18 protein-coding genes are annotated in these 25,077 nt (G+C 42.9%); 13 read left to right on the top strand and 5 right to left on the bottom strand.

What is annotated here, in order from left to right; translation table 11 throughout:
• Positions 1–57 precede the first annotated feature (57 nt).
• The 9 genes from FRX45_RS15830 (at position 58) to FRX45_RS15790 (ending at position 16,416) form a co-directional block, all read left to right on the top strand.
• Positions 58–939, top strand: a complete 882-nt coding sequence (locus FRX45_RS15830; protein ID WP_152269417.1) for a carbohydrate kinase family protein — start codon at positions 58–60, stop codon at positions 937–939.
• Between the two features lie 120 nt (positions 940–1,059).
• Positions 1,060–2,292, top strand: a complete 1,233-nt coding sequence (locus FRX45_RS15825) for an NAD(P)/FAD-dependent oxidoreductase (protein ID WP_193311728.1) — start codon at positions 1,060–1,062, stop codon at positions 2,290–2,292.
• Between the two features lie 31 nt (positions 2,293–2,323).
• Positions 2,324–3,280: a metallophosphoesterase family protein gene (locus tag FRX45_RS15820; RefSeq protein ID WP_152269415.1), complete on the top strand. Its 957-nt coding sequence runs from the start codon at positions 2,324–2,326 to the stop codon at positions 3,278–3,280.
• Positions 3,281–3,302: 22 nt separating this feature from the next.
• Positions 3,303–4,193, top strand: coding sequence for an alkaline phosphatase (locus tag FRX45_RS15815; protein WP_152269414.1), 891 nt, complete (start codon positions 3,303–3,305; stop codon positions 4,191–4,193).
• Positions 4,194–4,550: 357 nt separating this feature from the next.
• Positions 4,551–8,360 carry a DNA-directed RNA polymerase subunit beta gene (gene rpoB / locus FRX45_RS15810; protein WP_152269413.1) on the top strand — a complete coding sequence of 1,270 codons (3,810 nt, stop codon included), beginning with the start codon at positions 4,551–4,553 and terminating at the stop codon, positions 8,358–8,360.
• A gap of 86 nt (positions 8,361–8,446) precedes the next feature.
• The gene (gene rpoC / locus FRX45_RS15805; RefSeq protein WP_152269412.1) at positions 8,447–12,739 is read left to right on the top strand and encodes a DNA-directed RNA polymerase subunit beta'; all 4,293 of its coding nucleotides are present in this window, start codon (positions 8,447–8,449) and stop codon (positions 12,737–12,739) included.
• Positions 12,740–13,063: 324 nt separating this feature from the next.
• Positions 13,064–13,675, top strand: a complete 612-nt coding sequence (locus tag FRX45_RS15800) for an OmpH family outer membrane protein (RefSeq protein WP_152269411.1) — start codon at positions 13,064–13,066, stop codon at positions 13,673–13,675.
• Positions 13,641–15,155 (top strand): APC family permease, encoded by a 1,515-nt coding sequence (locus FRX45_RS15795; protein ID WP_226805413.1) that lies wholly within the window; start codon positions 13,641–13,643, stop codon positions 15,153–15,155. Before FRX45_RS15800 ends, FRX45_RS15795 begins: the two co-directional genes overlap by 35 nt.
• Before the next feature lie 271 nt (positions 15,156–15,426).
• Complete coding sequence (locus FRX45_RS15790; RefSeq protein WP_152269410.1) at positions 15,427–16,416, top strand: bifunctional heptose 7-phosphate kinase/heptose 1-phosphate adenyltransferase; 990 nt, start codon at positions 15,427–15,429, stop codon at positions 16,414–16,416.
• 122 nt (positions 16,417–16,538) lie between these two features.
• On the opposite strand, the gene FRX45_RS15785 is transcribed toward FRX45_RS15790, so the two are convergent.
• The 4 genes from FRX45_RS15785 to FRX45_RS23330 form a co-directional block, all read right to left on the bottom strand.
• A complete protein-coding gene (locus FRX45_RS15785) occupies positions 16,539–17,297 on the bottom strand; it encodes a LytR/AlgR family response regulator transcription factor (protein ID WP_152269409.1) in 759 nt (252 codons plus the stop codon).
• 1 nt (position 17,298) lies between these two features.
• Complete coding sequence (locus tag FRX45_RS15780; protein ID WP_152269408.1) at positions 17,299–18,414, bottom strand: sensor histidine kinase; 1,116 nt, start codon at positions 18,412–18,414, stop codon at positions 17,299–17,301.
• Between the two features lie 36 nt (positions 18,415–18,450).
• Positions 18,451–19,590 (bottom strand): lysophospholipid acyltransferase family protein, encoded by a 1,140-nt coding sequence (locus FRX45_RS15775; protein WP_152269407.1) that lies wholly within the window; start codon positions 19,588–19,590, stop codon positions 18,451–18,453.
• Positions 19,591–19,734: 144 nt separating this feature from the next.
• Complete coding sequence (locus tag FRX45_RS23330) at positions 19,735–19,881, bottom strand: hypothetical protein (RefSeq protein ID WP_193311727.1); 147 nt, start codon at positions 19,879–19,881, stop codon at positions 19,735–19,737.
• 331 nt (positions 19,882–20,212) lie between these two features.
• Between FRX45_RS23330 and FRX45_RS15770 the strand changes: the two genes are divergently transcribed.
• The 4 genes from FRX45_RS15770 (at position 20,213) to FRX45_RS15755 (ending at position 23,595) form a co-directional block, all read left to right on the top strand.
• Positions 20,213–21,433, top strand: a complete 1,221-nt coding sequence (locus tag FRX45_RS15770) for a hypothetical protein (RefSeq protein WP_152269406.1) — start codon at positions 20,213–20,215, stop codon at positions 21,431–21,433.
• Between the two features lie 78 nt (positions 21,434–21,511).
• Complete coding sequence (locus tag FRX45_RS15765; protein WP_193311726.1) at positions 21,512–22,540, top strand: helix-turn-helix domain-containing protein; 1,029 nt, start codon at positions 21,512–21,514, stop codon at positions 22,538–22,540.
• Positions 22,541–22,703: 163 nt separating this feature from the next.
• Positions 22,704–23,186: a MauE/DoxX family redox-associated membrane protein gene (locus FRX45_RS15760; RefSeq protein WP_152269404.1), complete on the top strand. Its 483-nt coding sequence runs from the start codon at positions 22,704–22,706 to the stop codon at positions 23,184–23,186.
• Positions 23,187–23,229: 43 nt separating this feature from the next.
• On the top strand, positions 23,230–23,595 hold the full coding sequence (locus tag FRX45_RS15755; protein WP_152269403.1) for a hypothetical protein: 366 nt from the start codon (positions 23,230–23,232) through the stop codon (positions 23,593–23,595).
• A gap of 86 nt (positions 23,596–23,681) precedes the next feature.
• On the opposite strand, the gene FRX45_RS15750 is transcribed toward FRX45_RS15755, so the two are convergent.
• Positions 23,682–25,058, bottom strand: coding sequence for a RagB/SusD family nutrient uptake outer membrane protein (locus FRX45_RS15750; protein ID WP_152269402.1), 1,377 nt, complete (start codon positions 25,056–25,058; stop codon positions 23,682–23,684).
• Positions 25,059–25,077 lie beyond the last annotated feature (19 nt).

Raw genomic sequence — 25,077 nt, 5'->3', positions numbered from 1 at the left:
TTTCAGTAATTTCCACATATATGGGCGTTTATCCTGTTTTTTTCCTAATTTGAACGCATGAGTACAAACGATTTCACAGCCGTGTGTTTCGGAGAAATTTTATGGGATATACTTCCGGACGCCAGGCTGCCGGGAGGTGCTCCAATGAATGTGGCTTATCATCTCAATCATTTGCAGGTACCCACAGCTATGATCAGCAGGGTTGGAAATGATCCTTTAGGGGAGGAACTCCTGCAATTTATTTCGTCAAGGGGATTGGGTACTTCTTTTATCCAAAAAGATGAAGCATACGATACAGGAACGGTACTTGCTACCCTGAGTGGTAATAATGTGAGCTATGAGATCATTCAGCCGGTGGCCTGGGATTTTATTCCTTTCAGCATGCAGGTGCAAAAGCTGGTGTCGGCGGCGGAATATTTTATTTTTGGGAGCCTCGTGGCCAGGAATGAAAAATCGGCGCAAACCCTTTTCGAACTGTTAGAAACCGCTCCATATAAAATTTTAGATATCAATCTGCGCAAGCCGCATTACGAAAAAAAGGTGCTGGAATACCTTATGCAACACGCCGACTTGCTGAAACTAAATACAGACGAGTTACAATTGCTTGGCGCCTGGTATGCGCTTTCCGGCAGTGAAAATGAGCAGATGCAGGCTTTGCAGCAAAAATTTCATTTGAATACAATTATTACCACCCGGGGTGATAAGGGCGCATCCGTTTTACATGACGGAACCTATTTTGAGCACCCCGGTTTCAAAGTACAGGTAGCCGATACCATTGGAAGCGGCGATGCTTTTTTAGCGGGTTTCATTTCCCGGTTCATGCTTCAGCCAGATATACAGAAGACGTTGGAATTTGCCTGTAAAATGGGCGCATTTGTGGCCGGCCGGCATGGAGCCTGTCCGGATTACAACGCAGCGGATGTGATGTCATTAGGGTAATCGTATATGATGTTCATGCTTTAATTAATTGGTTCCTTTTGCACCTTTTGTTCTCTTCAGGGTTCTGTAATTAGCCCGTAATGATGTAATGTGGCTGATCAATCAAAAAATACAATAATCGTGTCAGCAATATTAAAAAAAGCAAATGTGGTGGTAATAGGAGGCGGCATATTTGGATGCTCCATTGCCTATTATTACACACGTAATCATCCGGGAAAAAAAGTTATTGTAATTGAGCGTAACGAAATATGCAACGCAGCTACCAGCAGGGCCGCCGCACTGATGACGATCGTCAGATCAAAACATTCCTACATACCGCTTGCACTGGAGACCTACCAGGCGGTGATGCAGATGGAAAAACAACTGGAAGAATCGCTGGACATGAGAAAGGTAGGAATGATGCATGTTGCGGCAAGCGATGGCAGCGTGAAGGAACTGGAGCAGTTAATGCATACTGCACAACAGTTCCATCAACCCTATGATTATCTTAGTCATGAAGCGGCACAACGGCTGTGCCCCTGGCTCAAAGCAGACGAAGCTTTACGCATCGGTTTCATGCCGGGTGAAGCTTACTGTGATCCCTACCTGCTGGGAACTTTTTTTGCGCGGTGCGCGAAGCAGCAGGGTGCGGATATTATGCAGGGTTGTGCCGTAACGGAAATTTTATATGCTGCCGGCGCGGTGCAGGGTGTGAAAACATCCCTTGGAACAATTGAGGCAGATGTTGTAATTGATGCTGCTGGAGCATGGGCGCCCATTTGGGCCAAGCAAACCGGAACGGGAATTCCCATGGCGCCGGTAAGAAGCCAGTACTGGATAACCGATAAGGCTGATATTTTTCCTGCAGATGGGCCCATGGTGTTATTACCCGATGCCCAGGCCTATGCGCGGCCCGAAGGAGGTGCGCTATTGTTTGGGGTACGCGAACAAAAATCATTATACGCCTCACCAGACAAAATACCAGACGATATCAGTCACTTCGTTTTCAGTGAAGACAAAGGGATGAATGACCTGGCTGAAAACGCGGAACGGCTGGCAAGATTTTTCCCGGCTTTTTACGAAACTGGCATTAAGTATTATATAGCTGGCTTTTCGGGTTATACGCCGGATGGACAACTGGTAATGGGTAAAGTGCCCGGTGTTGATAATTTTTTGCTGGCATCTGGTTGCTGCGGAGCGGGCATTGCTGTAAGCGGTGGCGTTGGGCTGGCGCTTGCTGAGTTGGCTGCAGGAAATGAACCGGTGTTCGACCTCTCCGAGTTTAATGTTGCACGGTTCGGTAAGATAGATCCATTCAGTACAAGCTGGCTGGAGAAATGTGCGATGGCCAGATCTATGAAACGCAGTGGTTAGAAAATAACACAGCAATAATAATGTAAGCAATATGTGGCAACGTCGCAATTTCATAAAAACACTGGCAGCAGCCGGCGCAGGCAACCTGTTGCATTCGCGTGTATTTTCACTTCCCACAGACAACAGTAACAGCAGAAAGGCTGTGAGTTTTGGTATCATATCAGACCTCCATCACCTGCAATTTAAAAACAAGGAGGAAACAAGGCTGAAAGCATTCATGGACGAAGTGCTGAAGATATCGCCTGATTTTATACTGCAATGCGGCGACTTTTGCAGGCCGCAGCAGTCCGAAGGTATAATGGCCGAATGGAACAGGTTCAAAGGACCGAAATACCATGTGCTCGGCAATCACGATATGGATGTATGCAATAAGGAAACCATTATGGCGCTGTGGGGCATGGCTCAACCCTACTATTCTTATGATTTTGATGGCTATCATTTTGTGGTAATGGACAGGAATTTTTTAAGAAAGGAGGATAAATCACTGGTGCATTACGATAATTCAAATTGGAGCCCTTATTCGTCACCCTTCCGGAGTTTTACCGACCAACCACAATTGGACTGGCTGAAAAAGGATCTGTTTGCCAATGATAAACCCGTGATCGTTTTTATGCACCAGCCGGTTTTTATCAGCGACTATTTTGATGAGTTGGGAAATGCGGATGAGATACTGGATATTTTTGATGATGCTAATTTAAATGCCGAGAAAAGCGGGAGCAACGGGAAAGTGGTTGCCGTATTTATGGGGCACGATCACGACGACCGGTATGGTATTCGCAACAACGTTCATTATTTTATTATCAACAGCGCCACCTACGTATACAATGAAGGCCCGCATTATTTTAAAGATTCCATTTTTGCATTTGTAACGCTAAGCAGCGGAAAGCTCACCATACAGGGGCGCAGAACCATTTACAGAGACCCGGTTCCGGACAAGATAAGAAAACGATTCCCCACCATCATCAGCGACAGGAAACTATCGCTGTAAACTTTCACATAAAAATAAACTGATGAAAAAAACAGTTCTGTTTTTTTTGCTTTGCACCATAGGGGTGTTGCAGTCAAAATCACAGGTAAAGAAAATCAAACACGTAGTACTGATCGGTATTGATGGATTTGGCGCATACGCAGTTCCGGACGCCGACATGCCTGTATTGAAGCAATTAATGTCAACCGGATCCTGGAGCCTGAAGGCGCTTAGTGTATTGCCCTCCTCCAGCGCTGTCAACTGGGCATCTATGTTAATGGGCGCCGGCCCCACCTTACATGGGTATACAGAATGGGATAGTAAAACGCCTGAGATACCTTCTGCCGCAACAAATGAGTACGGCGTTTTTCCGGGCATTTTCGGGTTGCTGAAGCAGCAAAAACCACAATACAAATCAGCAGTAATCTATAACTGGGAAGGAATTGGTTATCTTTTTGAAAAAAAGGCAGTTGACATTGTAATACATGATGAAGAAGCCGGCGGCGATTTTTTTGCAGACACAGCAGCATCTGTTATTAAAAAAGAAAAGCCGAATTTGACTTTTATCCATCTCAGCGAGCCGGATGGAGTTGGACACAATATTGGGCACAGAACCCCTGCATATTATGAAGAATTGAAAAGGGTGGACCGCCGGATCGGCACTATCGTTCAGTCCGTTAAAGATGCCGGCATCGAAAATGAAACCATCATGATCATAAGCGCCGACCATGGCGGCAAGGGGAAAGGACACGGCGGTAAATCACCAGATGAGGTTTTAATACCCTGGATTATGAATGGACCTGAAGTGCGAAGTGGAAATGAGATAACGGATGTAATTATTACGTACGATACCGCCGCAACGCTTGCTTACATTTTAGGTTTAAAAATGCCTCAGGCGTGGCGTGGCAAACCTGTTATGTCTGCATTTAAATAATTTCCTTAAACCGTCATGCTTGCATTTTTGAAATATGCGCTTACCAATTCGCTTAGCGTATCAAAAAGGAGAGGAAGCAGGCATCAAATACATGTGCATTATTTTTAATACAAAGATACTGAAGGTTAATTTTTTCCACATTTTAATCACTGCGTATAAAAAAACAGGTTAAAATTTAAAAAAGCTTGTTATAATGCCTATATTCTGTACCTTTGCACTCCTTAAATTGGGCCTGATACAATTTGACTTTTCAATTGAATTATAAGTGACTGATTTCTAATTTCTTTTGTTTCCAAGCGAAAACAGAGGGATGCGGGTATTTCGTCATTGAACCAAATAAAAAGCGCTTTTTATACTATGTCTTCAACAAAAGTTGCTACACACAATAGAATTGATTTCGGAAAAATCAAGCATTTAGCGGAAACGCCGGACTTATTAGAAATCCAGATTCAGTCTTTTAAAGAGTTTTTCCAGTTGGAAACAACGCCGGACAAGCGGAATGTTGAAGGGCTGTTTAAAGTGTTCAAGGAAAATTTTCCGATTACGGATACCCGGAACATTTTCGTGCTGGAGTTCCTGGATTATTTTATTGATCCGCCACGCTACAGCATTGAAGAATGTATGGAACGTGGTTTAACCTATGCTGTTCCGTTAAAAGCCAAGTTACGCTTAAGCTGTAACGATGAAGAGCATGTGGATTTCCAAACCATTGTTCAGGATGTATTTTTGGGTAACATCCCCTATATGACGCCACGCGGCACATTTGTGATCAATGGAGCAGAAAGGGTGGTTGTATCCCAGCTACACCGTTCACCGGGAGTATTCTTCGGACAGTCACTGCACCCCAACGGTACAAAAATTTACTCCGCAAGGGTAATTCCTTTTAAGGGGGCATGGATGGAATTCGCTACAGACATTAACAATGTAATGTATGCGTACATTGACCGGAAAAAGAAATTCCCTGTAACTACTTTATTGCGTTCTATAGGATTTGAGACCGATAAGGATATACTGGAATTATTCGGTATGGCCGACGAAGTAAAGGCAGACAAAAAAGCATTAACACCTTATATAGGCAAACGATTAGCCGCCCGTGTATTAAGGACCTGGGTAGAGGATTTTGTGGATGAGGACACCGGCGAAGTAGTTTCAATTGAAAGAAACGAAGTGGTGCTGGAACGTGATACGGTTTTAGACGCTGAAGCAGTAGACCTGATATCGGAGATGGATGTGAAAGGGGTATTCATTCAGAAAGAGGAAGTGAGCGGAGATTACGCGATTATATACAATACCTTAAATAAGGATAGCGCCAACTCCGAACTGGAAGCAGTTCAGCATATTTACCGCCAGTTGCGTGGCGCTGATGCTCCTGATAATGAAACAGCCCGTGGCATTATTGATAAACTCTTCTTTTCTGATAAAAGGTATGACCTGGGAGAAGTAGGACGCTATAAGATCAACCGCAAGCTGAACCTTCACCAGCCGCTTGATCAAAAAACATTAACAAAGGAAGATATTATTGAGATCATCAAATACCTTGTTCGTTTAACAAATGCCAAAGCGGAAATAGACGATATAGATCACCTCAGCAACCGCCGTGTGCGCACGGTAGGTGAGCAATTGTTTGCACAGTTTGGTGTGGGGCTGGCACGTATGGCCAGAACCATCCGCGAAAGAATGAATGTTAGGGATAACGAAGTATTTACCCCTGTTGACCTGATCAATGCGAGAACATTATCCTCGGTGATCAATTCATTTTTCGGTACATCGCAGTTATCGCAATTTCTCGACCAAACGAACCCGCTGAGTGAAATCACACATAAACGCCGTATTTCTGCACTCGGACCCGGCGGTTTAAGCCGTGAACGTGCAGGCTTTGAGGTACGCGACGTACACTACTCCCACTATGGACGCCTGTGTACCATTGAAACACCGGAAGGCCCTAACATTGGGTTGATCTCTACTTTGTGTGTGCACGCCAAGATCAACGAAATGGGTTTTATTGAAACGCCCTATCGCAAAGTGCATGAAGGAAAGGTAGACATGAAACAACTGAACTACCTGAGCGCCGAAGAAGAAGACGAGGCAAAAATAGCACAGGCAAATGCTCCCCTGGATAGCACCGGAACATTTGTAGAAGATATGGTAAGATCGCGCCAAACCGGCGATTTCCCTATACTGGAAAGAACAGATGTAGAATATATGGACGTGGCGCCCAACCAGATTGTGGGTTTAAGCGCATCGCTTATTCCTTTCCTGGAACATGATGATGCCAACCGTGCGCTGATGGGATCGAACATGCAACGCCAGGCTGTTCCGCTGATTGTTCCGCAGGCGCCTTTTGTGGGCACCGGGCTGGAAGGAAAAGCGGCAAGGGATGCCCGTATCCAGATACATGCAGATGGCGAAGGTGTGGTAGAGTTTGTGGATGCCAACGAAATACATGTACGTTACGAAAGAGATGAAGCGCAGAAATTAGTGAGCTTTGAAGATGATCTCAGGATTTACAGGCTTACCAAGTTCATGAAAACGAACCAGGAAACCTGTATCAATCTCCGCCCGGCTGTTAAAAAGGGTCAGCGCGTTAAAAACGGTGATTTTCTTACTGAAGGATACGCAACAAAAGATGGTGAGCTGGCTTTAGGTCGCAATCTTAAAGTGGCTTTCATGCCATGGAAAGGGTACAACTTTGAAGATGCTATCGTGATCAGTGAAAAAGTAGCCCGTGAAGATTTGTTTACTTCTATCCATATTTCTGAATATGAACTCGAAGTACGCGATACCAAACTGGGAGAAGAAGAATTAACGCCTGATATTCCCAACGTATCTGAAGAAGCCACCAAGGACCTTGATCAGCATGGCATTATTCGCATAGGTGCTCAGGTTAAGGAAGGTGATATCATCATTGGTAAAATTACGCCTAAGGGAGAAAGTGATCCTACACCGGAAGAAAAATTACTGAGGGCCATCTTTGGCGATAAGGCAGGAGATGCCAAGGATGCCTCGTTGAAGGCGCCGAGCGGAACCGAAGGTGTGGTAATTGATAAGAAGCTGTTTCAGCGCGCCAAGAAAGATAAGAACATGAAGGTGCGCGAAAAGGCCGCTATTGATAAGCTGGAAAAAGTACATGAGCAGAACGAAAAGGATTTGCTTGACGTACTGATCGGTAAGCTGCAGGTGTTGTTGAACAATAAATCCTCTGCCGGTGTAACCAATAATTTTGGTGAGATGCAGATAGGCAAGAGCGCCAAATTCAACGCCAAAAATCTTACCGGGCTGGATTATCAGAATATTAACCCATTGGGCTGGACGGGTGATGCACATATTGATAACCAGGTTAACATTTTGCTGCACAACTTCAACATCAAGTTCAACGAAGAATTAGGAAGATACAAAAGAGAGAAATTCAATATTTCGATAGGTGATGAATTGCCTGCGGGTGTATTGAAGCTGGCTAAAGTATACCTTGCCGTAAAACGCAAGCTGAAGGTGGGAGATAAGATGGCGGGACGCCACGGTAATAAAGGTATTGTAGCTAAAATTGTTCGTGCAGAAGATATGCCTTTCCTTGAAGATGGCACACCGGTAGATATTGTATTGAATCCTTTGGGCGTACCCAGTCGTATGAACCTCGGACAGATATATGAAACCGTGCTGGGATGGGCTGCCGAAAAATTAGGGGTGAAATTCGCTACACCAATTTTTGATGGTGCTTCCGTTGAAGAAATTGCAGGCTATGTTGATAAAGCGGGGTTGCCTTCTTTCGGTCATACTTACCTGTACGATGGTGAAACCGGCGACCGCTTTGATCAGAAAGCTACCGTAGGTATCATTTATATGATCAAGCTGCACCACATGGTGGATGATAAGATGCATGCAAGAAGCATTGGACCCTACAGCTTAATTACACAGCAACCATTGGGTGGTAAGGCACAATTTGGCGGACAGCGTTTTGGTGAAATGGAAGTGTGGGCGCTGGAAGCATATGGTGCATCCAACATATTGCAGGAACTGCTGACCCTGAAATCGGATGATATTATTGGCCGTGCAAAAACCTATGAGGCTATTGTAAAAGGCGATAACATTCCAAGAGCTGGATTGCCCGAATCATTCAATGTATTGGTGCACGAATTGAGAGGATTAGGATTAGAGTTGAAATTTGAATAGTAAGCAATGGGTGGTGAATGAATATTTCATAAACCGTTCAGCATTCATGCAACAACAAACAACAAACTACAAATTATAAACGCTATATGGCTATCAAAAAAGATAATCGCCCCAAGTCAAATTTTTCCAAGATCACGATCAGCCTGGCTTCCCCGGATGCCATCCTGGAGCGGTCTTATGGTGAGGTTTTGAAGCCTGAAACCATTAACTATCGTACCTACAAGCCCGAAAGAGATGGTTTGTTCTGCGAAAGAATTTTTGGACCGGTAAAAGATTATGAATGTGCCTGCGGTAAGTATAAGCGTATCCGTTATAAGGGTATTGTTTGCGACCGCTGTGGTGTGGAAGTTACAGAAAAAAAAGTGCGCCGCGAAAGGATGGGGCATATCAAATTAGTAGTGCCGGTAGTTCATATATGGTATTTTAAAAGCCTTCCCAATAAAATCGGTTACCTGCTGGGCATCAGTTCCAAAAAAATGGAAAGCATTGTATACTACGAAAGATACGTAGTAATACAGCCGGGCATACGCGAAGACCGTAATCTTAAAGTGGGAGACCTGCTTCCTGAAGAAGAATACTTAGAGATACTGGAAAATCTCCCTAAAGACAACCAATACCTTCCTGATGATGATCCCCTGAAGTTCATCGCTAAAATGGGTGCGGAAGCTATTCATGCCATGCTCGGACGAATTGATCTGGATCAGTTGAGTTACGACCTGCGCAATGCAGCCGCTACTGAAACCTCGCAGCAGCGTAAAGCGGATGCTTTAAAACGTTTGAGCGTAGTGGAATCGTTTCGCGATGCCAACGGCAGAATTGAAAATCGTCCGGAATGGATGGTAATGCAGTATATACCGGTTATACCTCCGGAACTTCGCCCGTTAGTGCCTTTGGACGGTGGCCGTTTCGCTTCATCTGATCTGAATGATTTATACCGCCGCGTTATTATCCGTAATAACCGTTTAAAACGCCTGCTGGAGATCAAAGCGCCTGAAGTGATCCTGCGTAACGAAAAACGTATGCTCCAGGAAGCCATAGATTCTTTGTTTGATAACTCACGTAAATCCAATGCGGTTAAAGCCGAAGGCGGACGTGCATTGAAATCGTTGAGTGATGTGCTTAAAGGAAAGCAGGGTCGTTTCCGTCAGAACCTTTTGGGTAAACGTGTTGACTATTCGGGACGTTCGGTAATTGTGGTAGGGCCAGATTTGAAATTGCATGAGTGCGGACTGCCAAAAGATATGGGCGCTGAATTGTTTAAGCCCTTTATTATCCGCAAGCTCATTGAAAGAGGTATTGTAAAAACAGTAAAAAGCGCCAGAAAATTAGTTGACCGTAAGGAAGCAATAGTTTGGGATATCCTTGAAAACATTCTTAAGGGACATCCTATTATGCTAAACCGTGCCCCCACACTGCACCGTTTATCCATCCAGGCATTTCAGCCAAAATTGGTAGAAGGGAAAGCGATACAGTTACACCCGTTGGTATGTTCTGCGTTCAACGCCGACTTTGATGGTGACCAAATGGCCGTTCACGTTCCACTGAGCAGCGCCGCTATTTTGGAAGCGCAGTTGCTTATGCTGTCTTCGCACAATATTCTCAACCCGCAAAACGGCACACCTATTACCCTTCCTTCGCAGGACATGGTACTGGGTTTGTATTATATTTCAAAAGGTAAGAAATCAACCGAAACAGAAAAGGTAAAAGGAGAAGGTAAGAGCTTTTATAGCGCAGAAGAGGTTATTATTGCCTACAACGAAAATAAGGTTGACCTCCATGCACATATCAGGGTAAGAGCCACACTTCGCAAAGATAACGGTGAGCTGGAAAAGAAACTCATTGATACCACAGTAGGTCGTGTAATTTTTAACCAGCATGTTCCCGAAGAAGTAGGATTTATAAATGCATTACTTACCAAAAAATCACTCAGGGAAATTATTGGTGACATCATTAAAATTACCAATGTTCCCAAAACCGCTAAATTCCTTGACGATATCAAGCAATTGGGTTTCCGTACCGCATTCAGAGGAGGGCTTTCCTTTAATATTAATGATCTTGTTATCCCTCAGTTGAAGCAGGAACTGGTTGATTCAGCATCCGAAGAAGTAAAAGAAGTTTGGGAAAACTACAACATGGGTCTCATTACCAATAACGAACGGTATAACCAGATCATTGATATATGGTCGCGTGTGGATACCCGTGTTACGGAAACGCTTATACGTGAAATGGCAACAGATAAACAAGGCTTCAACTCTGTTTATATGATGCTGGATTCGGGTGCCCGTGGTAGTAAGCAACAGGTAAAACAGCTCGCAGGAATAAGAGGTTTGATGGCTAAACCACGTAAAAGTGGTTCCAGCGGATCAGAGATCATTGAAAACCCGATCTTATCCAACTTTAAAGATGGGCTGAATGTATTGGAATATTTTATTTCAACACACGGTGCACGTAAGGGTTTGGCCGATACCGCTTTAAAAACAGCCGATGCCGGTTACCTCACCCGCCGTTTGGTAGATGTGGCCCAGGATGTGGTGATCAATGATGAAGATTGTGGCACGTTGCGGGGCATCGCCATCAGCGCATTAAAAGATAATGAAGATATAGTAGAACCTTTATACGATCGTATATTAGGACGCACTTCGGTACACGATGTATACAATCCTGTAACAGATGAGTTGATTATAGGGGCAGGTGAGCAAATTACAGAAGAAGTTGCTAAAACAATTGAAGAAAGCGGAATTGAAACCGTGGAGATACGTTCTGTGTTAACATGCGAAAGCAAGCGTGGTGTTTGTGTAAAATGCTACGGACTTAACCTGGCAACGGGTTATCTTGCCCAAAGGGGAGATGCAGTAGGTATTATTGCCGCCCAGTCAATCGGTGAACCAGGTACACAGTTAACCCTTCGTACCTTCCACGTGGGTGGTGTGGCAGGGTCGGCTACCGTTGATTCGCAGTTAGCCGCTAAGTTCGATGGCACTGTGCAGTTTGACGGGTTGCGTACGGTAACTGCAGAAAACAACCAGGGCGAAAAAATACAGATTGTAATTGGCCGTACAGGTGAACTGAGGATCATTGATGTAAAAAATGACAGGCTGCTCATTACCAATAATATTCCTTACGGCGCCACTTTAATGGTAAAAGATGGCCAAAAAGTAGAGAAGGGCGATATTATCTGTTCATGGGATCCATTTAATAATGTAATTATTTCTGAACAGGCAGGAACCATCAAGTTTGACAGTGTACTGGAAGGATTTACCTATCGCGAGGAAGCTGATGAACAAACAGGACACCGGGAAAAAGTAGTAATTGAAACAAAAGATAAGACCAAGATACCAATGCTTTTGGTGGAAGGCAAGGAAATTAAAACGTATAACCTTCCCGTAGGTTCGCATATTGTAGTTGATGAAACAGAAGAGGTTCGCGCCGGGCAGGTATTGGTTAAAATCCCACGTGTATTGGGCAAGCTGCGTGATATTACCGGTGGTTTACCACGTGTAACGGAATTGTTTGAAGCACGTAACCCGGGCAATCCTGCCATTGTTTCTGAAATTGACGGGGTAGTTTCTTTTGGTGTGGTAAAACGGGGTAACCGCGAGATTATCATTGAAGCCAAGGATGGCGTTGTAAAAAAATACTTAGTTCCCCTTACACGGCAAATTCTTGTACAGGACGGCGACTTTGTAAGAGCCGGTACGCCTTTGTCTGACGGGCAAACAGCTCCTGCCGATATTCTTAATATTAAAGGGCCTTTTGCAGTACAGGAATACGTAGTAAACGAAATTCAGGAAGTATACCGCCTGCAGGGTGTGCGCATAAATGATAAGCATATTGAGGTAATTGTAAGGCAGATGATGAAGAAGATTGAAATTGTTGAGCCGGGCGATACCAAGTTCCTGGAGGAAGACCTGGAAGACCGCTTTGAATTTATTGAAGAGAATGACTGGATATATGATAAGAAGGTAGTAACGGAGCCCGGCGATTCTGCTAAACTGCGTGCAGGACAAATTGTAAGTTTGCGCGAATTGCGTGAAGAAAACTCTATCCTTCGCAGGGGCGATAAAAAACTGGTAGAATTCAGGGACGCCAATCCCGCCACTTCTAAACCAGTATTGCTGGGTATTACCAAAGCATCATTGGGTACGCATAGCTGGATATCCGCTGCATCATTCCAGGAAACAACCAAGGTGCTGAGCTCAGCCGCCATACAGGGTAAAACGGATGATATGCTCGGGCTGAAAGAAAATGTAATTACCGGACATCCTATACCGGCTGGTACAGGGCTGCGTGAGTTTGACAATGTAATAGTAGGCAGCAAGGAAGAATACGAATTGTTGCAAACTACCCGTGAGGCCATGAGCTTTGATGAGGAAGAATAATTTGATAAAATAATCTGGAAGGAGTAGAGCACAATCTCTGCTCCTTTTTTATTATGAATAGCTGAGCAATCCATTACAGCACCGTCGGTACTAACGCTTACGGAAGCATTGCTGATGTGTTGGTACTGCAGATGAAGTGATTGCGACGCAAGAAACGATGCCACAATTTCTGCTGCCGGTAACCTCCAAAATCATTACGGGTCCGGAAACAGGCAGCAGCGTGAAAGTAGCCGTTATTGACCCTGGTTTTTTGCACTATTGTTAAGTGTTCTTTAAAAGCAATATGCTTATTTGTTATTTGTATAATTTGCAAAAAAAACACGCATGAAGTATCTCTCCATAATATTGAGTTCAATCGCTTTGGTTCTGGCAGGCATATTGTTTTACCAGCAGCAAACCCATACCAGTAAGCTGCGCAACCTGCTTACCGAACTGCGTTCGGGCGATACTTCACATGCAAAGACTTTAAAGATCGCATATGTAGACCTGGATTCAATAGACGCAAGGTTTGAATTTTATAAAGGCAAAATGGAATCTTTTGAAAAAAAGAAGGACGGGTTAGACAGGCAGTTGAACGGAGCCTACCAGCAATTGGACAAGCGGCGGATAGATTTTTTGAAAAGGGGAAATGCCATTACGCAGGCCGAAGCAGACGCCTTTAAAAAAGAGTATGATCAGCAATTGCAGGTGCTGGAAAACCAGCGCCGCAAAACGGAACAGGATGTGCAGCAGGAAGCGATGATCATGCGCGATGATATTTTTAAGAAAATAAATGATTATTTAACGGGCTACTGTAAGGAAAGGGGATATACGTATGTTTTTTCTTATTCCAAAAACGCGAATATCTTTTTGTATGAAGACCCTGTGTTTAATATTACGGAAGATGTGATTACGGGGTTGAATGCCATGTATAAAAAAGAAGAGAAGAAAAAATAGCAGGCAGGAGCAATTGAATGTATTATCTTCAGGTCCCGGAAAGTTCCGGGATTTTTTTATGGAGAAGGATACCTCAAAACAATTTAAACCTTCGCTGGGATTATTGGATGCCACCATGCTGGTTGCGGGATCCATGATAGGGTCGGGTATATTTATTGTGAGCGCCGAAATTGCACGTAATGTAGGCGGAGCAGGAACGTTGTTGCTGATGTGGATACTGGCTGGTGTAGTTACTTTAATTGCCGCCCTGAGCTATGGCGAGCTGTCGGGCATGTTTCCCAAAGCCGGCGGGCAATACGTTTACCTCAGGGAAGCCTACAATCCGTTTGTGGCCTTTTTATTTGGATGGACGCAGTTTGGCGTAATACAAACCGGTACCATTGCCGCAGTGGCGGTTGCCTTTGCAAAATTCACAGCCTATCTTATTCCGGCGTTTAGCGAACAAAATGTATTATTTCATATTGCATGGTTTAAAATTTCCGGAGCACAGGTATTGGCTATCATCTCAATTATTCTTCTTACTTATATTAATAGCCGGGGAGTTAAAAACGGAAAGATCATTCAAACCACTTTTACGCTTACCAAGATCCTTTCTTTATTGGGTTTAATTGTATTTGGTTTTTTAACCGGCGCCAAAGCGGAAGTATGGAATGCCAACTGGCAAAATGCCTGGCAATTTTCGAATATTGCAAATGTAAATGGCCAAACGGTTACTACGCTGCTGTCGGGATTGGCTTTATTTGGCGCTATTGCAGTTTCAATGAAAGGTACTTTATTCAGCAGCGATGCCTGGAATAATGTAACCTTTATTGCTGCTGAAATTAAAAACCCCGAAAAAAATATAGGAAGGGCATTGTTCCTGGGAACATCTATTGTTACCATTGTTTATGTTGCGGCTAATGTAATGTATTTGGCTGTGTTGCCTTTTAATGAAATTGCTTTTGCCGCAAACGACAGGGTGGGTGTGGCGGCCGCGGAGAAAATTTTTGGCAACAACGGTTCGCTCATTGTGGCGGTAATGATCATGATCTCTACATTTGGATGCAACAACGGCTTAATTTTGGCGGGCGCCCGTATTTATTATACTATGGCAAAGGATGGGCTGTTTTTTAAAGGGGCGGGACAATTAAATGCATTCAGCGTTCCGGGTCGCGGGTTGTGGATACAATGCGTATGGGCATCGGCCTTATGCCTTACAGGGAGCTATAATGATTTGCTGGCTATGGTAATATTTGGCGTGCTGGTGTTTTATGTGCTTACCATAACCGGTATATACATATTGCGCAGGAAGCGGCCTGATATTGCGCGCAGCTATAAGGCGTTTGGTTACCCGGTACTGCCCATGGTTTACATACTGGCAGCCACAGCATTGGCCATATTGCTGCTGATTTTTGAAAGCAACTACACGCTCCCGGGGCTGGGCATTATTTTACTGGGAATACCGGTGTATTATATTGCAAAGAGCAGGATGAGAATTTGAGAATTTGGAAATTTGAAAATGTGGAAATTGTTGCAGGTTACAGGTTACAAGTTGCATGTTGCAGGGAGGAATGCAAAGCACCAAATGACAAAAGACAAGAACCAAAGAAATTTCAATTGACAAATCCGAAGCCTTAAGCTTGAAATCTGAAGAATAAAACAAGAAATCAAAAACAATAAACTTTCCAAATCCAAATCTGAGGGTTGAGCGCTGAATCTGATTGCTGCCTCAATCTCAGATCTAAAATCTCAAATTCCAAATCCGTTAAGGCATGAACGATATAGCAAATCTTTTTGAATCCTTTAAAAATATAAAAGTAGGTATTGTGGGCGATGTTATGCTGGATACCTATATGTGGGGTAAGGTTGACCGTATTTCGCCCGAAGCGCCCGTGCCTATTGTGGCTGTAAATAAAAAAGAATACCGTATAGGCGGAGCAGGCAATGTGGCGCTGAACATTTGTTCTTTAGGCGCCAGGGCATCGGTAATATCAGTAACGGGTAATGATGATGATGGCCATGCCCTGCAAAAAATGTTTGCGCAGCAGGGCATTGATACCAGTTTTATATTGCAAAGTTCAAAAAGAATCACTACCAACAAGATCCGCGTTATTGGCCGCAACCAGCAAATGATGCGGCTGGATCATGAAGTTACCGATGATTTGGGTTATGAGGATGAGAACAGATTGATACTGGCCGTGCAGCATTATATAGCGCAGGAAAAGCCGCAGGTAATTATTCTGGAAGATTATAACAAGGGGGTGCTTACGGAACTGGTAATACAAAAAGTAATTGACCTGTGCAGGCACAACCATATCATTACTGCCGTTGACCCCAAGCGTAAAAACTTTTTCGCCTATAAAAGTGTAGATATTTTTAAGCCCAATTTAAAAGAAGCGATGGAAGGGCTGAATATCATTGCCGGTGAAGTGAATGAAAAATTACTCCACGATATTCATGATGCGTTGGCCGAAAAGCTGGGTCATCAAATTTCCTTAATTACGCTTTCCGAAAAAGGTGTTTTTTATAAGCAAAAGGATGAAGGCGCCATTGTGCCTTCACATATCCGCGATATTGCCGATGTAAGCGGCGCCGGCGATACAGTGATAGCGGTGGCTTCGCTGGTGTATGCCGCTACCCGCAACGTTCACCTGATGGCGGAAGCAGCCAATATAGCCGGAGGGCTGGTATGCGAAATTGTGGGCACTGCTGCCATAGATAAAGAAGCACTGCTGAAAGAATGCCGGCTGCTGTTGCAATGATTTTTACAGATATCAAAATTGTGAAGCCTTTGTACGGGCAATCATAGGTTTTTTCGCGGGGCCCAGGGATCTCGCGGGACATTTACCGCCTTCGTTTAAAAAGGTTTTTTACAAAACTGCTGCTACCCGGTCCCTTCGCACATTATGCTTGCAACCGTTCCCCAAAAAAGCAACTTATCTTTTAACAGATCCATAAACAGGGCTTTGTAATTATTACCGATCGGGATATGCCTTGAAGTATTCTTCAGTATAAGTTCGCTGTATTCCATAGAGCTGACCTGTTTTATTGCCACAATAAAGGATTTGTGCACACGGACGAACTGGCTTTTGGGTAAACGGTTTTCCAGTTCTTTCATGGAAATATAAGCCAGTGTTTTCTGTTTTCCCCTGTAAAATGCCACGTAGTTACGTAACGCCTCTACGAAATCAATATCCTGCATGTCAATTTTTATCATCTTCCCTTTATGCTCTGTTTTTACAAAAAGATAATCATCCGGGATCGCTTCCGGCACGATGGTTGATTTGGCTGACATCATATCAGCTACACGCTCAATGGCTTGCATAAAGCGCGGTAAGCGAATAGGTTTCATCAGGTAATCCACGGCGCGGAGGTCATAACTCTTTATTGCAAATTCCGAATAGGCGGTGCAAAATACAACGAGTGTTTCTTTGTCAAGAAGCTGCATCAATTCAAGTCCGTTCATCTCCTGCATCTGAACGTCCAAAAACACTACATCAGGATGCGTTTGCTTAATGATTTCAATTCCTTCCAAAGGATTTGTGGCAGTCCCCGCCAGTTCAATGCCGGGCAATTGGTTGATATAGGTTGCCAGTACATCAATAGCCGGTAATTCATCATCTACTACTACACATTTAATCATATCAGGTGGTGTTTATGGTTAACTCGAAAGTATAAAACATTTCTTCATCGGTTGTTTCAATCCTGTACCTGTCCTTAAATACAGCATCAAGGCGCTTAGTGAGGTTGGTTATTCCTATGCTATGGGAGGAAAGCTCGATATTATTTTTCTTTTTTTTATTGCGACAAAAAAAATAAACCTGTCCTGTACGCAGCTTCACTTTTATCTGAACGGGGTGGGCAGCATCTTTACTATCACCGTATTTAAAGGCATTTTCAACAATCGTTATCATACAAAGCGGGGGCACAAGCTGTCCCTGCACTTCGCCTTCCACGCAATAGTCTACAGCATGCGCTTGGGCAAAGCGCATATTATTGATCTCTATCAGAGTTTGCAGGTTGTCTAATTCTTTTTGAACGGAGACAACGCCGCTTTTGTATTCCATGCTTTCCATTGAATAACGCATCATGTCGCTCAGTTTCCCGATATTATCGGCCAGGTCGGGCGATACTTTCATTGCCTGCGAGAAGAGAATGTTCAGCGTATTGTGCAGAAAATGAGGGTTGATCTGGGATCGCAGGAAAGCATATTCAAACTCCAGCTTTTCCTGTTTTGCCTTTAGCTCCTGTTGTTTCAATATTGCATTTTCCAGTTCCTTCTGTATTTTCTGTTGTTCGAGCTTTGATTTTTCCTCTTCCAGTTTTCGTAATTCGCGTTCCTTCCTGATGGTTTTATAAAAATAAAAATAGAGCATGGCATAGGTGAAGAACTGCACATATCCCAATACAGCCGCCTGCAGGAAAAGAAGGAAATCCCCTGTTTTGTAAAGCTTTAAACCCATTAACGGCAAAAGCCAGTAAATAAAGCAATAGCCGAACACCGACATTAACACAAAAACAATAAAAAAAGACGCAATGCTCCAGGCAAGGCCCCTGTTTTTAAAGAGGTTAAGGAAATAAAGCACTACATAAAAAGTAATATAATAGGGAATAAGAAATGTGATGGTATCAATTATCCTCAACTTCGGGTTAGACAGGTAATTGGCAATATAAATATAACCGGTATAAGCTATCCAGGCGCAGGTATGAATAACAGCAGGATGTATTTTCTTATATCCCGATTTGAAAAATAGATGCATAAACTATCGTTTGCATATAAATTGCTTTACAGGCTGTTAAACGCTCACCAGCACTTTTTTTGCGTATAACAGGGAAAATAAGCCGGACTCAATATTTTTTCTGCTCACGGGTTGCAACATGCAGCCAGACAATAAATGATACAAGGATTTATTAACAGGATAAAACCTGTAATTGTTTTTCTGGAATAAAAATGCATTATCCTCTATCTTAAATATACCAAATCCTGCAGAATTGAATAATACACGCTCACAGGCAACTGGTTTCATGTTTGCGCTACCGGCTAATTTTTCATCAGTGACAGTGATACGGGCCGATTTATGCAGGTACATCCAGCCTTCCCATTGGTGGGGGTGGGCCTTTATTATGGGCGCAACCATATTGTATATTTTTTGAGTGGTTGCCTTTGCAAAAGCGGCCCGCTCCTGTTTTGCGTCAGGAAAAAGCGGATCAAAGAAACGAAGTCTTATATCGGCTATGGATTTCCGGTAGGAAGCCACGGTTATAATGGGCGAATGTGCAATATGCGCCAGGAGCGCAATGCCTTTCCTTGCAAAGATCTGGCGGGCGAAGAAATCAATTGTCAAATGATTGTGATTACTCATTGTATTACTGCCAGAGCCTGTATTGCCATCTATGTACAGTAAGAGATTTTTACCGTTTTTAATTTCGCGTAACATTTTTAGCCCCGACGATGGCGATTCGGCATCAATCCATGAAAATGAATGCGCTTTATGTGAACCTGGCAGTTGGTTATAAGATTGCAAAAAGCGGTCGCCCTGGGCGGCAATCACGTTTCTGGCAATAACCAGCACGTACGGGATATTATGTTTGGTTAACCACAGATTAATTACCCGGTACGAGCCGGTATGAAAAGTACAGATAATAGAAGGCTTATATCGCAGCACCGATCGTATATCCTTGTTTAAGTTTTCGCAGGTTACATAATCCAGCGCACCATAAAATGATTCTTCAAGCCTGCTGAGATGCTGATGAAGCAAAATGTTTTTATAAATATCCTCATGATGGGGAAACGCTATTTCGGGCAGGTAGTTAAGCAGGCTGGCACTTACAAGATTGAACTGGATGCCCAGCTTTTCATCATCTTTTAAATGGTTGTCCCCGGAAAAAAAAGAAACCAGTTCATCTCTTTTTGCCAGGTATTCTTTGTTCTTCATACAGGTTATTTTAAAATCACTGAGAAAGTGGAAGCATATGCAATAAGTCCAAATCGAAAACGCCAGGTAAACAGGTGCTCACCCGCAAAAAAGGAATCCTGTTAAAGATTCCTGGTGAAACAAAACCTCAATGCGGTATTGCAATTACGTTCCCGGCGGTAAGGGCGGAGTAACAACAATACAGGATTCCCCGCTCAGCAATTCATATATAGCTGAGCTTGTGTTCTTAAACATGTCTTTAACTTCCTCAATACTGAAAGAAATACCGAAGATGCTTTCACTTTTGTTCATGATGCGGCAGTTTAATGTGTTTACAATATGGTTTACGATTCAACTGTGTTGTTTACACCTCAAACCTCATTTTAATCTGGAGAGCGGGAAAAACTGTTATGCAAAAAATGTTTTGCACTATACGAAATGGTGTATTGCCGTGCAGAGGGTGCTGAAGGTTGCCGTGGTTAAGGATGGCCTGGCAAAGGCTTACCCGGCTTATCATTCCCAAAAATATTTTATACCAACTACCTTATTGTATATATCAGCAAGCACATTAAAGTGACGTATATAAGTAGCCGGTATTTCTTTGGGTGGCTGCACAATTAATTTTGATAATAAAGCTTACCGTATGCAATATGAATTATCACGCATAGAAAACATCATTTTGAAGTTGCTTGACGACAACGATAAACCGGAGACGAATGTTTTGCAGCCGCTGATAGCCCAAATGAAACAGGAGCGTACGCAGGCCGAACAAAAATTACTTTCCGTACTTTTTTGCAATTATTCCGAAGCAATGCGGAGACGGTATATCCGCTACCATCAAATGCATTTGCTTGACATAACCGGCAGGCTGCATCAGTATATGCTGATGCATAAACGCAGACTTACAGCAAACGCCACATGGCCGTTGTATAATGAGGCCTTGTGCCAAATACACTCCCTGTTGAAAATAGTAGAAGTTCATTTTGCCGAAGATATGCGAATGGATGTCCCGGCAGCATATTCAACTCAGCAGGAGATTATAAATGAATTGCGGGCGGCGATTCCTTTTATAGATGACGGGTTGGAACTGCTGAAGCCAGACATTCATTTATGCAGGCTGATAACAAACAGCTTTGAATTTTTGCTGAATGCAGATAGTGAATCGCTTACTTACGGCCAGCTCTATATGATGCGTGATATCGGGAAGATGATAATCCATGAGGCCGGGCGTACAAAACACCGGAAATATCCTTTGGATATTACCAAGCAACTGATAGAGAACCTGTGCAGGCTTAACTTTAATCGTCTTGTCTTTTATAAATTCTGCCGTAATTGGGTAATTCAGAAAATGCCTGCCGGCAAAGATGCCATTTACAGCTATTCGCGTGCCGGGAAATTCTTTGAAAGGTTAAAACCTGTAGCGGGATATGCCTGGAACCATGAACGGGAGCCCGTTTCCACTATGCTTCGCGATAATCTCCACGATCTTGTTAAGTTTAAAAAGAGAGAATGGAAGGAACAATTTTTTTTGAACGGAAACGGTAATGGAAGAGATACGCGAAAGATCGTAACTACCCTTACCATCAGCCAGTTGGGATTGATCATCAGATTGTTTATTGAAACCGGTATATTTCGCATAAAGAGCATGCGTGAGCTTACCCAATTTATGGCAAGAAATGTTGTAACCGTAGGAAAGAACCCCGGTGATGAGTTCTCTGATGAGCACCTTAAAAACAGTATTTCAAAATCCGCGCCTGATGTTATTGACAAAGTGGAACAAATTCTTAATGACATGCTTTCGGCTTTAAGAAAAATAAAGCTGGCAAACAGGAAGAGCATCCGTTCTCACAACACTCCATCATAACCTGTTTTTTTGAGATTGTAATTATTTCTGGATGAAATTTTTATAAGCGGCCTTATAAGGTAGCTTAAAAGGATGCAATTGATAAAACGAAAAAAAAATCATGAATTTGCCCTGCCAACAAACGCTTTTCCTATGCAATATTTTCCTGGCGATAAGGCTGCCGAGAGCCTTGTTACCGGGTACGACATACCCGAACCATTACAAAAATGGCGCACACCATTTTCACTACCCACTTATTGCCAGGGAAAATTTGGAAGTTATTTAGCGCAGAAAAGCAAATGGGGTGGTTTGGAGTTTGAGCAGATACGTTTTTTTATGCCGGGAAAAGCGATCCTTTTCGCTCTCAACCCCCGGGCGACAATATACCTGGTTTATCCATTTAAAGGGAAGGCCGATATGAAAGTGAAAGCAGATACATGGAAAATCGAAAAGAATGTTTATCAACTGCTGTATCTTCCCAAAGGCCGGCATAAGCTATGGTTTGAGCAGGGCGAGCATGTATGGTTTTTAGTGCAGTTGAATATTTCTTATTTACGTGAACTGGCAGGCAAATTTGCCACGGTGTACAAGTTGCTCCATTATGCCCGCTCCTTGTCGAACAATGGTTTCCGGCTCCGGGTAGGCAGCATTAACCACCGCATCCGCCAACTGGTCTTCAAAATTACAGCATCCACTCATGAAAGTACGGAACGAAAATTGTACCTGCAGGCGCGTGTAAAGGAGTTGCTGTCGCTTTGCGCCCGCCATCTTGAATCGCCGCTACCTGAGCCGGCCCATTTCGAAAAAAACAAAGAAACATTTGCGGCGTATATTGAAAACGGACTGGGCGACAGCATTACCATAAGCGCTATGGCAAAAGATTTCAACATGAGCCCTGCCGTGCTGAAGAAGCTGTTTCGTATTTTATTCAATAAGCCCATTCATCGTTATATACAGGAGCAGAGGCTGCGGGCTGCCATGAAGCTTATTGTAACTACAAAGCTTTCCGTATATACCATCGCGCTGCGCATGGGTTTTTCAGATCCGCCTCATTTTATAAAATGTTTTAAAGCCAGGTTTGGGTATACGCCCCAGGCATTCCGCAAAAGAAACCAGGAGGATCAATAGGTCTGAATATACAATTTACAATACAACCTGTTTATACAATGTTTCCTCGCTGAGGATATAGAATTTTACATCAGCGTAAATCAATAGCAGCTCCCGGAACGGATGGGATAGTGAATAGTGGCAAGCGCTGTTGAAGATATTATTAACCTTATCAAATAGAAAAGTGGGAATTACGCTCAAATACAAGTGGAGAAAAAAAATTAACTGGCAGATACTGTCGGCTGATTTTATATGCGGGGCGTTATTACTTGTTTTTTTATATACAGCCTGGAGTAAGCTAATGGATTATGAGCAATTCCGATATACATTGAGTCAATCCGTCTTATTGAAGCCTTTAGCAGGTATAATTGCCTGGCTGTTGCCAGTAACTGAGTTTGCTATTGCAGTACTATTGTTTATACCTGCATTTCGCCGTATCGGGTTGTGGGTATCAGCAACAGTAATCACAGCTTTTACAATATATCTTGGGTATATGATTCTTTATATGCCGAAACTTCCCTGTACCTGTGGTGGGGTATTGGCTGAGTTATCGTGGAGGCAGCATATCGTTTTTAACCTGTCGCTGATTGTTCTTTCTATAACCAGCATTTTATTATACAATAAACATAAAGGAATGATGAATAAATCTCCACCTAAAAAACAATAGAATTTTCAAACACAAAACCATTTCTTAATTAAAAACGATCATCATGACACGTTATTTATTTGGCATATTTGCCATAGCACTGGCTTTTGCAGCCATATCTTTTAAAGCGCCTGAGAAAAAATTTGCTACCAAACTGTTTAGGTACAATCCTCCGTCATCGAATCCTTATTCAAAACCAAATGTAGAAGACAAAAGTAAGTGGCAATATGTAACAACTTCGCAAAACTGTCCCACAAATGTAAATCAAAAGGCGTGCGAAATGCAGGTAACTGATAACCCATCATTTATCAATCCTGATAACACATTAAGCACGTCTTTTTCTATTACTGCCTCATTATATACCGGCAGTGTTCACTACGTGAGTGCAATTCCTTCAGGTGGTGGGACAATTTACAATAAGGCTAATTAAACGACTTTCAACAAAATCGGGTGCGAAACGTAGCAAAGAGTAAATAAAGAAGCAGGAAGCCTTCCTGCTTCTTTCATGTAAAAAGGCTAATTCTGAGGCATACCTGTGATACTGATTATATCTGCTGGAATAGGTAATGCATAACGACTGTTATTGGACGGTAGCGAAATTTCATTTCCATTTATTAGTCTTTTAGGAATAATTTCTCTCCCTTCTTTATTTAATCTCTTTATATCACTCCATCGTATTCCCCGCATCAACAATTCTTTCCTGCGCTCTGCCAATATTTGAGTAATTGCGTGTTCTCTGTCGATGGCGATAAAATCCAAATAGGGTAAATCGTTATTCCATCTTTTCTTCATTAAAGTATTCAAATCATTCATTGCCCCACTAATCATATTCTTTCTTGCAGAACACTCTGCTCTAATTAAAAAGATTTCATCATTTGCAAGTCCTGTAAATAACAAAATGCTATTGGCGGTATATGCTCCTTTAAACCTATGTAAATTATTTTGTGGACTAAAAAATGCAGTTAATCTTAGATCATTCGCATTATAGAGGCGGATCAACGTAGAATCTACAAATCCGGAGAACGAGTAGTGGTTTGTGTTAAATGTATTCATTTCCGAGTAAAAGATAGTTTCGGGGTTATCCAGTCTCGGGAAAGGTATGTCATCGGTAACCGGAATCGTGTTATAGTCAAGAATATCATCTGTCAACTGAATGCACAAATCGCTATACTTATAAGCACTATCATATTGGCGCGTAGAAAGGTATGTTCGTGACAACAAACCGTAACATGCTGCTTTTGAGGGTAGGAGTACATTTGATGACATTTCGGGAAGGTAATTGGCCGCCTCTTTAGTATCCTTTATAATTTGATGGTAAGTCTGTTCTACAGATGAGCGGTGGGATGGTTGGTTGAAATCCGCTCCCAGCCTCAGAACAATACCTAAATCTGTGCTTGCAGTAGAAGAATCATACGCTTTTGAAAATATCCACACAAGGTTCAGAAAGCTGTAAGCTCGAAAAAAGAGCGAATATCCTTTGACTTTGTCCCATTGTCTTTCATTACTCGCTGTGCGCTGAATTTTTGACAGCGATTCTAAGGCAAAATTAGCATTGTAAACCGGAATGTAGTTTGCACTCCAATCATTTTGGAAGCGATATTCTTTAAGTGACCAACTGTAGACCTGTTGCCACTGTGTCGGTAGAGCATCATAGGTCTCTTGCAACAGAAAATAGTCGTCAGCGGAAGATTCGCCCATTGATGGTGTAAGATTAAAGTTCATCCTTTCTGCGTCATTGAACAAACCTTCCAACTCCGTTAGTGTTTTTGGCACAGTTAACGAAGCATCAGGTTTTTCAGCGAGAAATTTTTTACAAGACATAGAAGTAAACAGAGTTGTTGAAATAACGATTATTATACCTAATGTTTTATAATGCTTGTGAGCGATCTGCATAACTCTAATTTTTTAGTGA

The organism is Agriterribacter humi (genome assembly GCF_009192765.1).
In the GTDB taxonomy this organism is placed as follows: Bacteria; Bacteroidota; Bacteroidia; order Chitinophagales; family Chitinophagaceae; genus Agriterribacter; species Agriterribacter humi.
Note: the sequence above shows the minus strand (reverse complement) of the source record. Positions and strands in the feature narration are given on the sequence as shown.

What these genes read in the sequence shown, in the direction of transcription:
- FRX45_RS15830 (WP_152269417.1), top strand. Translation starts at nt 58, where the DNA reads ATGAGTACAAACGATTTCACAGCCGTGTGTTTCGGAGAAATTTTATGG.
- FRX45_RS15820 (WP_152269415.1), top strand. Translation starts at nt 2,324, where the DNA reads ATGTGGCAACGTCGCAATTTCATAAAAACACTGGCAGCAGCCGGCGCA.
- FRX45_RS15815 (WP_152269414.1), top strand. Translation starts at nt 3,303, where the DNA reads ATGAAAAAAACAGTTCTGTTTTTTTTGCTTTGCACCATAGGGGTGTTG.
- rpoB (WP_152269413.1), top strand. Translation starts at nt 4,551, where the DNA reads ATGTCTTCAACAAAAGTTGCTACACACAATAGAATTGATTTCGGAAAA.
- rpoC (WP_152269412.1), top strand. Translation starts at nt 8,447, where the DNA reads ATGGCTATCAAAAAAGATAATCGCCCCAAGTCAAATTTTTCCAAGATC.
- FRX45_RS15800 (WP_152269411.1), top strand. Translation starts at nt 13,064, where the DNA reads ATGAAGTATCTCTCCATAATATTGAGTTCAATCGCTTTGGTTCTGGCA.
- FRX45_RS15795 (WP_226805413.1), top strand. Translation starts at nt 13,641, where the DNA reads ATGCCATGTATAAAAAAGAAGAGAAGAAAAAATAGCAGGCAGGAGCAA.
- FRX45_RS15790 (WP_152269410.1), top strand. Translation starts at nt 15,427, where the DNA reads ATGAACGATATAGCAAATCTTTTTGAATCCTTTAAAAATATAAAAGTA.
- FRX45_RS15785 (WP_152269409.1), bottom strand. Translation starts at nt 17,297, where the DNA reads ATGATTAAATGTGTAGTAGTAGATGATGAATTACCGGCTATTGATGTA.
- FRX45_RS15780 (WP_152269408.1), bottom strand. Translation starts at nt 18,414, where the DNA reads ATGCATCTATTTTTCAAATCGGGATATAAGAAAATACATCCTGCTGTT.
- FRX45_RS15775 (WP_152269407.1), bottom strand. Translation starts at nt 19,590, where the DNA reads ATGAAGAACAAAGAATACCTGGCAAAAAGAGATGAACTGGTTTCTTTT.
- FRX45_RS23330 (WP_193311727.1), bottom strand. Translation starts at nt 19,881, where the DNA reads ATGAACAAAAGTGAAAGCATCTTCGGTATTTCTTTCAGTATTGAGGAA.
- FRX45_RS15770 (WP_152269406.1), top strand. Translation starts at nt 20,213, where the DNA reads ATGCAATATGAATTATCACGCATAGAAAACATCATTTTGAAGTTGCTT.
- FRX45_RS15755 (WP_152269403.1), top strand. Translation starts at nt 23,230, where the DNA reads ATGACACGTTATTTATTTGGCATATTTGCCATAGCACTGGCTTTTGCA.
- FRX45_RS15750 (WP_152269402.1), bottom strand. Translation starts at nt 25,058, where the DNA reads ATGCAGATCGCTCACAAGCATTATAAAACATTAGGTATAATAATCGTT.